We start from the raw sequence: 12,096 nt of genomic DNA, 5'->3' as shown, positions 1-12,096 counted from the left end.
TCGTCGTTGCAAATGCTCGCCATAGCCCGCGTATAGCTGCGCTTTGCGCCTAGACCGGCCGCGTTTTGGCAGCCTGCTCGGACATGCAGTATTCACTCACACCTTCTCCCTCGCCTTCCCATTTCCAACTACCGCCCAGCACTGACATGACTCCCCAAGAACTCAAAACCATCATGGGCTCCGGCCTGCTGTCGTTCCCGATCACGGACTTTGACGAGCAGGGCGAATTCCGCCCCAAGACCTATATCGAGCGCCTGGAATGGCTGGCCCCCTACGGCGCCAGCGCGCTGTTTGCCGCCGGTGGCACGGGCGAGTATTTCTCGCTGTCGGGCCCCGAGTACGGCCAGGTCATCAAGACCGCAGTGGATACCTGCCGTGGCAAGGTGCCCATCATTGCCGGTGCCGGTGGCCCCACCCGCACGGCGATTGCCCATGCGCAAGAGGCCGAGCGCCTGGGCGCCCACGGCATCCTGCTCTTGCCGCACTACCTGACCGAAGCGGGACAGGAAGGCTTGATCGCCCATGTGGAGCAGGTCTGCAAGAGCGTGAAGTTCGGCGTGATCGTCTACAACCGCGACCGCACCAAACTCACGGCCGAGTCCCTGGCCATCCTGGCCGACCGCTGCCCGAACCTGGTGGGCTTCAAGGACGGCGTGGGCAACATCGAGGTGATGTCCTCCATCTACATGAAGATGGGCGATCGCTTTTCGTACCTGGGCGGTCTGCCCACGGCCGAGGTGTATGCGGCGGCCTACAAGGCGCTGGGCACACCGGTGTATTCGTCGGCGGTGTTCAACTTCATCCCCAGGACGGCGATGGAGTTCTACAAGGCCGTGGCCAGCGACGACACGGCCACCCAGCACCGCCTGCTCAAGTCCTTCTTCATGCCCTACCTGGCCATCCGCAACCGCGTGGAAGGCTATGGCGTCTCCATCATCAAGGCGGGTGCCCGCATCGTGGGCCACGACGGCGGGCCGGTGCGCGCGCCGCTGACAGACTTGAAGCCCAGCGAGATGGAAGAGCTCAAGGCGCTGATCGACAGGCTCGGCCCGCAGTAAGTGTGGCCTGACGGATGCCTCCAAGGGCCTGGTTCTCCAGGCCCTTTTTTCAGCGATTCCACACACCACGCGCCTGGCCGTGCACGGGCGTGTGGTGCCAACGCGGCACGCCAACACACAACACCATCAGGAGACAGACAACATGCTCAAGACCCTCATCCTCGCCGCAGCCAGCGCCCTGGCCCTTGTCACACTGAGCGGCTGCGCCAGCCACGCGACCACCGCCGCGGCGCCCCCTGCACCGGCCGCTTCCGAGCAGGCTGTGGCCGCCGCTGCCGAACGCCTGCGCTTGGCCATGATCGATCCCACGCCCGCTGCGCTGACTGCCCTCGTGGCCGACGACCTGAGCTATGGCCACTCGGGCGGCCGCGTGGACACCAAGGACAGCTTCATTGGCGATCTGGTGGCGGGCAAGTCTGACTTCGTGACCATCACCATCACCGACCAGACCATCAAGGTGGTGGGCAACTCTGCCATCGTGCGCCACACCCTCACGGCCGACACCAACGACTCGGGCAAGCCCGGCAAGGTGCAGATCAAGATCCTGGGCGTGTGGCAACAGCAAGGCGGCCAGTGGAAGCTGCTGGCCCGCCAGGCCGTGCGTGTAGCGGCATGATGTAGCCCGCAGGGCCGCCACGCGCGGCCCTTGTTTTTATTCCGGCGCCCCCCGAAACCCTTCACAGCCCCATGACAGCTACCTCCCAGCCCCGCATCCTGCAAATCGGCCGCCTGCCCTTGCCCGCCCTCGAAACCGAACTGGCCACGCGCTACAGCGTGGCCTGCCTAGCCGACCAGGCCGACCCGCAGGGCTTTCTGGCGGCGCACGGCGCGGAGTTTTCGGGCGTGGTCACCACTGCGTCCATCGGGCTCCAGGGCGAGGTGATCGCAGCACTGCCCCATCTGCAGGTCATCAGCAGCTTTGGCGTGGGCTTTGACGCGCTCGACATCGGCGCCGCCACTGCCCGGGGTGTGCAGGTGGGCTACACGCCCGGCGTGCTCAACGACTGTGTGGCCGACATGGCGTTTGCGCTGATGCTGGACGTGTCGCGCGGCACTGCCGCAAGCGACCGGTTTGTGCGCCAGGGCCAATGGCCCAAGGCTCGGTTTGCGCTGGGCACGCGGGTGTCGGGCAAACGCCTGGGCATTGTGGGCATGGGCCGCATCGGCCAAGCCGTGGCCGAGCGCGCGGCGGGCTTCCGCATGGAGGTGGGCTACCACAATCGCCGCCCGGCCGAGGGCTGCGCGCAACACTACTTCGAGTCGCTGACCACCCTCGCGCAATGGGCCGACTACCTGGTGCTGACGGTGGCGGGCGGCGCGGGCACGCGCCACCTGGTCAACCGCGATGTGCTCGACGCCCTGGGCCCGCAGGGCTACCTCATCAACGTGGCGCGTGGCAGCGTGGTGGATGAGGCGGCGCTCATCGACGCCCTGGCCGAGCGCCGCATCGCCGGTGCGGGCCTGGACGTGTTCGACAACGAACCCCATGTGCCCGCCGCCCTGATGGCGCTGGACAACGTGGTGCTCACCCCCCACACCGCCAGTGCCACGCACGAAACCCGCCGTGCGATGGCGGACCTGGTGCTGGAGAACCTGCAGTCGTTCTACGCCACCGGGGCGGTGCGTGTGCCCGTGCCAGGCACGGAGGTCGGCTGATCTTTGTTTTTTGGAGCTTTTTTGGCCCTCTGCGCGCGCCCACCTTGCCCTATTAGCTATTTAATCTATAGCAAATTACTCATTACCCAGGCGCCCCAGCCCCCCTTCTCCAGAGCCTCACACCCGCCCCGCAAACACCTCCGGCCCCAGGCGGGGCTTGCGCGCCTTGCGCTCGAACAGCCACATGCCATACAGCGGCAGTGCCTCGGCCAGTTGCAGCGGCACCACGTGCTCTGCCGCAGCCCCCAGCAGCGCGGGGTGTGGCAGCACAGCCAGCAGGTCAGAGCCCACCACCAGATTCAGCAGGCTGGCAAAGTCCGGGCAGCGCACGGCCATGCGCGGCGCGGGCATGCGCCGCACGCGGTGCGCCTCGGTCAGCACGTCCACCGGGCCGCTCACGCTCGGGCCCACACAGCCCCAGGCGGCGCCTTGCAAATCGGCCAGCGACCGGGCCTGCGCCAGCGGGTGGCGCCGCCGTGCATAAATTTGCGGCTGCAGCTCGTACAAGCGCCACTGCACCACATCCGGGTGGGCAAACTGGCGCGGCCGGGGCGCAATCACGGCGTCGAAGCTGCCATGCAGCAGGCCCGTCAGCAGGCTCCCCTCGTCGGTGGTGGTCATCTCCAGTGAACGCTGGGGCTGCGGCAGGCACCATGCCTCATACAGCAGCGGCCCACAGACCAGCGCGGCGGACGCCGTGAGCCCCACGCGCAACCGATTGCGGTCCACAGCGGCCCGGCGGGCCTGCGGCAAGGCGTCGATGCGCTGGGCCAGCGGCGCGCCTTCGGCCACCACTCGCCGGGCCAGGTCGGTCGGCACATAACGGCGCCCATCCCGCACCAGCAGGGGCGTGTCGAACTGCGCCTGCAGCGCCTTCATGCCCTGGCTGATGGCGGGCTGCGACACCCCACAGGCCTGCGCCGCGCGCGCAAACGAGCCTTGGTCGATGACAGCTTGGAGGTAGTGCAAGTAGCGCGGATACATAAGCAGCTTTTATGTATGAGGCGCCATTGTCTCTTGTCGCAGCCGCCGGGCGGGGCGAAGCTCTGGGCTTCTTTCTTCACCACGCTCCTGCCCATGACCACGCCACTCGACACCGTCCGCACCTACCTCGCCCACCTGCACGCCAGCCACACCGACGGGCTGATCGGCTGCTTTGAAGACGATGGCGTGGTGCACTCGCCGTTTCTGGGCACCATGCGCGCGAGCGACTTTTTCAAGAAGCTGGCCCAGGCTTCCAGCGGCAGCGTGATCACCGTGCTGGATCTGTTCGTGTCCGCCCAGCCAGACAACGGCGGCGCCGTGCGGGTCGCCGCCTACTTCCGCTACGACTGGACCTTGAACGATGGGCGCGAAGTGACGTTCACCTGCGTGGATGTGTTCACGTTCGACGCGGGCAGCACGCGGATCCGCGACATGAACATCGTCTACGACACCCACCCACTGCGCGAGGAAGTAGGCGACAAGTACGCGCCTGATCCGGTCACAACAACTCCACGCCCTTGAGCGTGACAAAACTGGTCTCGCGCGTCACCTGCACAAAGTCCTGCAGATACGGCTTGGCCGACAGGCTGGGCAGGCAGGCGGCGTGCAGCTCGCCGCGCAGGCCTTTGTCGCCAATCGGTCTGGCAGTCACGTATCCCCGGTCCAGATAGCTCTGCACCGCCCACAGCGGCAGCGCCGCCACGCCCCGCCCGCTGGCCACCAGCTGCAGCATGGCTACCGTCAGCTCGGTGGTGCGGCGCGGGGGGCGCACGCCGGCGGGCTCCAGCACCTGGCGGATCAGGTCCAGCATTTCGTCGGGCACGGGGTACGTGATGATGGTCTGGTCGGCAAAGTCCTGCGCCACCAGGTGCGGCTTGGCCACCAGCGGGTGCGTGTTGGCCAGCAGCGCGCGGATTTCGAAGCCAAACAGCGCGTGGTAGTCCACGCCCGCCTCGTCGGTATCGACCTCCGACACGATGGCCACATCGGCCCGGCCCTGGTGCAGCAGGCCCACGGGGTCGGCATGAAAGCCGCTCACGATGTCCAGCTCCACCTCAGGCCAGCGGGTGCGAAACGCATCCATGGCGGGCATCAGCCAGTCAAAACAGGTGTGGCATTCCACCGCAATGCGCATCTGTCCGCCCTGCCCCAGCACCAGGCGGGCAATGTCGCGCTCGGCCCCTTCCACCTGCGGCAGCATCGCATCGGCCAGCGCCAGCAGGCGTTCGCCCACGGCGGTGAACTGCGGCGGCACCGATTTGCGCTCAAACAGCGGCTGGCCGTAGCGGTCTTCCAGCAGCTTGATCTGGTGCGACAGCGCCGACTGCGTGAGGTTGAGCAGCTGCGCGGCCCGCACCAGGCTGCCGCTGTCACGCAAGGCCACCAGCGTGCGCAGGTGGCGCACTTCCAGAATCGACTGGTTCATTATTAATTTTCAAGTTGATCGACTAAAACTTTCGTTTGAATAATAAACGAGCCCGCGCGACCATCGGTGCCTTCATTGCATTGCTCCATTCAGAAGAAGGAAATCACCATGTCGCTCGCCGCTCCAACCACCCGCCGCCCCGTGCTCACGCACACCCTGGGCTTTCCGCGCATGGGGGCGCAGCGCGCGCTGAAATGCGCGCTCGAATCCTTCTGGCGCGGTGACAGCACCGAGGCCGAGCTGCAGGCCACCGCTGCCCAGCTGCGCCAGCAACACTGGCAGGCGCAGGCCGATGCGGGCCTGGGTTGTGTGACCGTGGGCGACTTTGCGCTGTACGACCATGTGGCCAACCACATCCAGTTGCTGGGCTGCGAGCCTGCGCGTTTTGGCTTTGACGCCCACACGCCCGAACTGGCGCGCTACTTTGCTATGGCCCGGGGCGTGTCGGCCCAAGCTGAAAACCACCAAGGCTGCAGCGCCGGTTGCCAGGCAAAGCACCCCACTGCAGGCCAGCCCGCACTGGAAATGACCAAGTGGTTTGACACCAACTACCACTACCTCGTGCCCGAGTTCAGCGCCCACACCCAGTTCCACCTGGCCAGCGAGCGCCTGTTTGCCGAGGTGGCCGAGGCCCAGGCGCTGGGCCACCGCGTCAAGGCCGTGCTGCTGGGGCCACTGAGCTTCTTGTGGCTGGGCAAATCCAAAACGGCGGGCTTTGACCGATTCAGCCTGCTGGAGCAACTGCTGCCCGTGTACGAAGCCGTGCTGGCGCGCCTGAAGGCCCAAGGCGTGGAATGGGTGCAGATCGACGAGCCCATCCTGGGCCTGGACCTGCCCGATGCCTGGCGCCATGCCTTTGAGCCCAGCTACTGGCAACTCGCCCGCAGCGCGCCCAAACTGCTGCTGGCCACCTACTTCTCGCCCCTGGCCGAGAACCTGCGCCTGGCCTGCCAGCTGCCCGTGGCCGGCCTGCATGTGGACGCCGTGCGCGCCCCCGACGAGCTGGTGGGCGTGGCCGATTGGTTGCCTTCGCACAAGGTGCTGTCGGTGGGCATCGTGGATGGCCGCAACATCTGGCGCACCGACCTGGATGCGGCGCTGCAAAAGCTGCTGCCCGTGGCCGACAAGCACCAGGGCGAGTTGTGGCTGGCACCGTCGTGCTCTCTGCTGCATGTGCCGTTCAGCTTAGAGGCCGAAACGCAGCTGGATGCCGAAGTGAAATCCTGGCTGGCGTTTGCGGTGGAAAAACTCGATGAGCTGCGCGTGCTTGCCACCGCCTTGTCGCAAGGCGAAGCGGCGGTAGACGACGAACTGCACGCCGCCCGCACCGCCCTGGCCGCCCGCCGCGCCAGCCCACGCGTGCACCGCGCCACCGTGGCGGCCCGCATTGCCGCGGCCGCGCCAGGGGCCGATCAGCGCGCCAGCGCCTTCCCTGCCCGGCAAAAGGCCCAGCGCGCACGGCTCAAGCTGCCGCTGCTGCCCACCACCACGATTGGCTCATTCCCGCAGACGGCCGAGATCCGCGCCGCACGCGCCGCCTTCAAGCGCGGGACACTGGATGCGGCCCACTACCAACAGAAGATGGAAGCCGAAATTGCCCTGGCCGTGCGCAAGCAGGAAGCGCTGGGCATTGACGTGCTGGTGCACGGCGAGGCCGAGCGCAACGACATGGTCGAATACTTTGGCGAGCAGCTCGACGGCTTTGCCTTCACCGCCAACGGCTGGGTGCAGAGCTATGGCTCGCGCTGCGTGAAGCCGCCCATCATCTACGGCGATGTGGCCCGCCCCACGCCCATGACGGTGGCCTGGACCCAGTACGCGCAGAGTCTCACCGCCAAGCCCATGAAAGGCATGCTCACCGGCCCCATCACCATCCTGCAATGGAGCTTTGTGCGCGACGACCAGCCCCGCGCCACCACGGCCGACCAGATCGCCTGGGCGATCCGCGACGAGGTGTGCGACCTGGAAGCCGCCGGCATCGCCATCATCCAGATCGACGAGCCCGCCATCCGTGAAGGGCTGCCGCTGCGCCGCGCGGGGTGGAAGAGCTACCTGGAGCGCGCCACGCGCGCCTTCCGCATCAGCGCCAGCGGCGTGCGCAACGATACGCAGATCCACACGCACATGTGCTACAGCGAGTTCAACGACATCCTGCCCGCCATCGCGGCCATGGACGCGGATGTGATCACGATTGAGACGAGCCGGTCGGACATGGAGCTGCTGCAGGGCTTTGGCGACTTCAAGTACCCGAACGAGATCGGCCCCGGCGTGTACGACATCCACTCGCCCCGCGTGCCCGGCGTGCAGGAAATGGCCGCGCTGCTAGAGAAAGCCGCCGAGGTCGTGCCCGTGGAGCACCTGTGGGTGAACCCCGACTGCGGCCTCAAGACCCGGGGCTGGCCCGAGACCGAAGCCGCCCTGCGCCACATGGTGCAGGCCGCTCAGGAAGTGCGCGAGCGGCTGCTGGAAGAGGCGGCCCTGGCCTGACGGCCCCCCGGTTCAGCCAGCAGCGCGCTTCATCTCGGCCAGCTTCACCAGCACCTGCAGCGCGTGGTTCAGCGGCGTCGGCACGCCCAAAGCGGCGCCGCGCTTCACCACGTAGCCATTCAGGTGGTCGATCTCGGTGGGTTTGCCACGCGCCAGGTCCTGCGCGGTGGACGAATACTGCCCGGGCATGGTGCTGGCGATGCCGCGCACGGCCGCCTGCACATCGCCCGGAATCGTCACTCCGTCAGCAGCCGCCACCGCCAGGCACTCGGCCACGATGTCGGCAATCACCTGCGTCACGCCGGGCACCTGCACCAGCGGGCCATAGGGCTGCTGCGACAGGGCCGACAGCGCGTTGTAGGCACTGTTGAGCACCAGCTTGGCCCAGAGCGCCCCACGCACGTTGTCTGACACCTGGGTGGGAATGCCCGCCGCCGTGAGCTGGCGAGCCACCTCGTCGCTGCGCGGCGAAGGTGCGATCACCAACTCGCCCCGGCCATGGTGCACCACATGTCCCGGGCCGCCCATGGCAGTAGCCACATAGACCACAGCGGCTGCCACGGGGGTGCTGGCGTGCAGCACGGCGCGCACGCGCTCGTCGTTGTCCACGCCGTTCTGCAAGGTCAGCACCAGCGCGCCGGAGGCCAGGTGGGGGCGAATCTGCTGCGCCGCGTCTTCCGAGTCGGACGACTTCACGCAGAACAGCACCACGTCCGCCCCCTGCACGGCGCTGGCCTCGGTGCTGGCCGCCAGAGGCACCTGCACATCCATCGCCGCCGTCTGCAGCCGCAGCCCGTGATCACGCACGGCCAGCACATGGGCGGGCCGCCCGATAAGCGTGACGGCATGGCCCGCGCGGGCGAGCAAGGCACCGAAGTAGCAGCCTACGGCGCCCGCGCCCATCACAGCAAAACGCAGCGGTGGGATGGCGGAAGGGGCGGATGCGAGCAAGGGAGATTCGGTCATAGGGCAGTCTGCAGGCTGAATCAGCGGGTGAATGAAGGTTTGAGCGCGCATGGTATCGCCCTATACCCTTACACGGAGAGAGTGAGGCCGGCAGAGCACTTTGCTTTCAGGCCCCGATTGGCGCAAAATGCGCCAATCAGGAGATCGCCATGTCCGCCACTGCCTTTTCTTCCGTCAAGCTCCCCGCCCACCTGGTGGAGCAGGCCCGCCAGGCCGCGCAGCCCATGCGCCGCTCGGTGGCCAGCCAGATCGAATACTGGGCCACGCTGGGCCAGATCGTGGAACACACGGGCCTGAGCGTGCAGGAAGCCCGCAGCGCCATCGAGCAGTACGAAGCCGCAGCGGCCCGCACCGCCGCCCTGGCGGCCCCCACGTCGGTGGACGCCCTTACCGCCCGCCTGCTGGCAGCCCAAACGCGCGGCACGCTCGCGCAGCGGGTGCGTGAAGTGGTGCTGGAGAACCAGGCCAAGGCAGCCACCCCTATTGCCTGACCTTGCATGGTGGCCCCCGCCCGGCAGCCCTCCCCGCCGTCCCGCCACAATACGCCACCCCGCTGGTTCCACCTGCTGGCAGGCCCGAACGGGGCGGGCAAATCCACGCTGTACCGCGCCCTGGTGCGCGAAGGCATCCTGGGTCCGCCGCTGGAGTTTGTGAACGCCGACCTGTATGAACAGGCGCACCTGCAGCACATTGCTGACCCCGAAGCCCGGTCCGAAGTCGCCCGCCAATGGGCCGATGACCGCCGCGCCACCTTGCTGCGTGAAAGCGCCGACTTCGCCAGCGAAACCGTGTTTTCGCACCCTTCCAAACTGGAACTCATCGAAGAAGCCCAGCGCTGCGGCTACACCGTGGCCCTGTACATCGTGGCGCTGGACGACCCGGCCCGGCTGCTGGCCCGCGTGGCGAAGCGCGTGCGCGAAGGTGGGCACCCGGTGCCGCCCGAACGCATCCTGGCCCGCTACCCCCGCACCATGGAGAACCTGGCCCAGGCCGTGCGGCAGGCGGATGTGTCCTATCTGTATGACGCTGCCGAGGCCACCGGCACCGGGCCGCAGCTGGTGGCCGTGTGCTCTCCCGCCCAAGTCACCCCCTTGGCCCAGCCGCTGCCCGCCTGGGCGCAGCGCCTGACCGGTCAATAGCCGATACGTCCACGCGCTGCACGGGCCTGCGCGGGCGGCCCACTCTCATCTGCTGTACCGTCGGCTCAATGCCAAATTGGCCCCCTGCGCACGTCTGTATTCATCTTTAGCTATCCCTTTGATAGCAATCATGACCCCGTAAAAACCCTGAGTACATCGCGGGTGTTATCTACTTGCCAAGACAATCATTGTCTAGTCAATTAAATTCACCCTCCATGACTTCCCACACCTCCTCGCCGTCGCAGCCCGGCCCTGGCTTCTACAGCCCCCACCAGCTTCAGCCCGAAAACAGCGTGGGCTACCTGATGCGCAAGGTGATGACGTCCATCCGCACCCAGGCCGATGCGCAGCTGTCCACCCACGACCTGACCTACGCCCAGTGGCTGCCGCTGTTCAAGATCTCGCGTTGCCCCACCACCACCGTGGCCAGCCTGGCGCGGGACCTGGAGACAGACCCGGCCTCCATGACCCGCGCGCTCGACCGCCTGGAGGCCAAGGGCCTGGTGGCGCGCGAGCGCTCCACCACCGACCGCCGCGTGGTGCAACTGGCGCTCACCCCCGAGGGCGACAAGGTAGCCGCCCAGGTGCCCCCGGTGCTGGCCGACGTGCTCAACGGCCACCTGAGCGACTTCACCCATGACGAATGGCAACTGCTGCTGCGCCTGCTGCGCCGCATGCTCGCCAATGGCGAAGCGCTGCGCCAGCAGCGCGGCGCAGACGCCGACTGAACACACAGACAGCCCACACCGTTTTCCTCCACACAACACCCCAAAACCATTCTGGAGAACCCCGTGAACACCCCATCCTCCCTGCCCTCCACCCGCTCGGCCCTGGCGGCCCATTTCGCGGTATCGGCCCTGGCGCTGGCCGCAGCCATCCTGCTGGTTGGATGCGCCAGCCCCGGCACTGCCCACAAGCCGCTGGTGCAGACCACCCCGTCGGCCGTGGGCTTGAACGCCGCCGTTACCGACACCGCCGCCCCCAGCCAGTGGTGGAAAGCGCTGGGTGACGAGCAGCTCAACACCCTGATCGACACCGCCCTGCAAGGCAACCCCAGCCTGGCCGTGAGTCGCGCCCGCCTGGAGCAAGCCGTGGCCCTGAGCCAGGTGCGCGAGGCGGCCAACGGCCCGCAGGCCACGCTGGGCGTGGACGCCACCCGCCAGCGCTACACCGCCAACGGCCTGGTGCCCGCGCCGGTGGCAGGCAACACCTACAACAGCGGCACCGTGCAGGCCTCGCTGAGCTGGTCGCCCGACTTCTTTGGCCAGCACGCCGCCGAGCTGCAGGCCGCCCTGGGCCAGGCGCGCGCCGCCCAGGCCGATGCGGCTGCCGCCGCCAACACCCTGGCTGCCCAGGTGGGCCGCAGCTATGTGGCGCTGGCCCGGCTGGTGGCGCAGCGCGATGTTGCAGTGCGGGCCCTGGCCCAGCGCGAGGAGCAACGCAAGCTCACCCAGGAGCGCACCTCTGCAGGCCTGGACAGCCAGGTCGAGCTGACACAGGCCCAGGCCGCCGTGCCCGATGCCCGCACCCAGATCGAAGCGCTCGAAGAGCAGATCACCCTGGGCCGCCGCCAACTGGCCGTGCTGACCGGCCAGGCGCCCGACGCGCTGCCCACGGTCACGCCGCAACTCGCCGCACTGCAACCCATCGCCGTGCCCGAGGTGCTGGGCGCCGACCTGCTGGGCCGCCGCCCCGACGTGGTGGCCGCGCGCTGGCGCGTGGAAGCTGCGACGCAGGGTGTGAATAGCGCGCGCAGCGAGTTCTATCCCAACATCAACATTGGCGCCTTCTTTGGCCTGAACTCGCTGGGGCTGGACCGCTTGTTCAACGGCAGCTCGCGCCAGATGGGTGTGACGCCCGCGCTGCGCCTGCCGATCTTTGACGGCGGCCGCCTGCGCGCCCAGCTGGGCGGCCGCGCTGCCGAGCTGGACGCCGCCATCGCCCAGTACAACGCCGCTGTGCTCGATGCGGTCAAGGAAGCGGGCGACGCCGTGGCCTCCATCCAGTCGCTTACCCGCCAGCAGGCCCTGCAGGACGAGGCCGTGGCCAGTGCTGAAAAAGCCTACCGCTTTGCGCAGGAGCGCTACCGCGCGGGCCTGGGCAACTACCTGGTGGTGCTCTCCACCGAGAGCCAGGTGCTGGCCCAGCGCCGCCTGGCCGTGGACCTGCGTGCTCGCCAGCTGGACACACGCCTGGTGCTAATGAAGGCCCTGGGCGGCGGCTGGACAGATGACACAGCGGTATGAAACACCCCCTGAGCCGCTTCGCGTCTTCCCCCTCTCTCGCTTCGCGGGAGGGGAACGCACCCAGTGGCCTGGCAAAGCCAGTTCCACGGGTGCACTGGCCTCGGCCGCGCCCGTTGCGTAAGTAGCTGGCAAGG

At 67.7% G+C, this 12,096-nt stretch carries 12 protein-coding genes; 9 read left to right on the top strand and 3 right to left on the bottom strand.

The features are described 5' to 3' along the window. Positions 1-146: 146 nt before the first annotated feature. The 3 genes from kdgD to ACQ4MJ_RS07590 all read left to right on the top strand — a co-directional run bounded on the left by kdgD (position 147) and on the right by ACQ4MJ_RS07590 (position 2,714). Positions 147-1,058, top strand: a complete 912-nt coding sequence (kdgD, locus tag ACQ4MJ_RS07600; protein ID WP_431149348.1) for a 5-dehydro-4-deoxyglucarate dehydratase — start codon at positions 147-149, stop codon at positions 1,056-1,058. Between the two features lie 142 nt (positions 1,059-1,200). Then, a complete protein-coding gene (locus ACQ4MJ_RS07595; RefSeq protein WP_431149349.1) occupies positions 1,201-1,674 on the top strand; it encodes a nuclear transport factor 2 family protein in 474 nt (157 codons plus the stop codon). 71 nt (positions 1,675-1,745) lie between these two features. Next, positions 1,746-2,714, top strand: a complete 969-nt coding sequence (locus ACQ4MJ_RS07590) for a 2-hydroxyacid dehydrogenase (protein ID WP_431149350.1) — start codon at positions 1,746-1,748, stop codon at positions 2,712-2,714. A 117-nt stretch (positions 2,715-2,831) separates the two neighbouring features. On the opposite strand, the gene ACQ4MJ_RS07585 is transcribed toward ACQ4MJ_RS07590, so the two are convergent. After that, positions 2,832-3,698 (bottom strand): LysR family transcriptional regulator, encoded by an 867-nt coding sequence (locus ACQ4MJ_RS07585; RefSeq protein ID WP_431149351.1) that lies wholly within the window; start codon positions 3,696-3,698, stop codon positions 2,832-2,834. Positions 3,699-3,791: 93 nt separating this feature from the next. Here ACQ4MJ_RS07585 and ACQ4MJ_RS07580 point away from each other — a divergent pair, with 93 nt between their 5' ends. Next, entirely contained in the window at positions 3,792-4,220 is a 429-nt protein-coding gene (locus ACQ4MJ_RS07580; protein ID WP_142145900.1) for a nuclear transport factor 2 family protein, read from the top strand. On the opposite strand, the gene ACQ4MJ_RS07575 is transcribed toward ACQ4MJ_RS07580, so the two are convergent. Further along, positions 4,198-5,124, bottom strand: a complete 927-nt coding sequence (locus ACQ4MJ_RS07575; RefSeq protein ID WP_431149352.1) for a LysR substrate-binding domain-containing protein — start codon at positions 5,122-5,124, stop codon at positions 4,198-4,200. The two genes, ACQ4MJ_RS07580 and ACQ4MJ_RS07575, sit on opposite strands and share 23 nt — an antisense overlap. Positions 5,125-5,232: 108 nt before the next feature. On the opposite strand from ACQ4MJ_RS07575, the gene metE reads away from it, so the two are divergent. Then, positions 5,233-7,611, top strand: a complete 2,379-nt coding sequence (gene metE / locus ACQ4MJ_RS07570; protein WP_431149353.1) for a 5-methyltetrahydropteroyltriglutamate--homocysteine S-methyltransferase — start codon at positions 5,233-5,235, stop codon at positions 7,609-7,611. Positions 7,612-7,623: 12 nt separating this feature from the next. Here metE and ACQ4MJ_RS07565 read toward each other — a convergent pair whose 3' ends face one another. Further along, positions 7,624-8,577 (bottom strand): ketopantoate reductase family protein, encoded by a 954-nt coding sequence (locus ACQ4MJ_RS07565; protein WP_431149354.1) that lies wholly within the window; start codon positions 8,575-8,577, stop codon positions 7,624-7,626. Between the two features lie 149 nt (positions 8,578-8,726). On the opposite strand from ACQ4MJ_RS07565, the gene ACQ4MJ_RS07560 reads away from it, so the two are divergent. From ACQ4MJ_RS07560 to ACQ4MJ_RS07545, 4 genes are all read left to right on the top strand, one after another. Next, positions 8,727-9,068 carry a TA system antitoxin ParD family protein gene (locus ACQ4MJ_RS07560; RefSeq protein WP_142145892.1) on the top strand — a complete coding sequence of 114 codons (342 nt, stop codon included), beginning with the start codon at positions 8,727-8,729 and terminating at the stop codon, positions 9,066-9,068. Positions 9,069-9,074: 6 nt separating this feature from the next. After that, positions 9,075-9,716 carry a zeta toxin family protein gene (locus ACQ4MJ_RS07555; RefSeq protein ID WP_431149355.1) on the top strand — a complete coding sequence of 214 codons (642 nt, stop codon included), beginning with the start codon at positions 9,075-9,077 and terminating at the stop codon, positions 9,714-9,716. Positions 9,717-9,931: 215 nt separating this feature from the next. Beyond that, the gene (locus tag ACQ4MJ_RS07550; protein WP_121420256.1) at positions 9,932-10,444 is read left to right on the top strand and encodes a MarR family winged helix-turn-helix transcriptional regulator; all 513 of its coding nucleotides are present in this window, start codon (positions 9,932-9,934) and stop codon (positions 10,442-10,444) included. 63 nt (positions 10,445-10,507) lie between these two features. Beyond that, a complete protein-coding gene (locus ACQ4MJ_RS07545) occupies positions 10,508-11,962 on the top strand; it encodes an efflux transporter outer membrane subunit (protein WP_431149356.1) in 1,455 nt (484 codons plus the stop codon). Positions 11,963-12,096 lie beyond the last annotated feature (134 nt).

This window comes from Acidovorax facilis (assembly GCF_050626955.1).
Classification (GTDB): domain Bacteria; phylum Pseudomonadota; class Gammaproteobacteria; order Burkholderiales; family Burkholderiaceae_C; genus Acidovorax; species Acidovorax facilis.
Note: the sequence above shows the minus strand (reverse complement) of the source record. Positions and strands in the feature narration are given on the sequence as shown.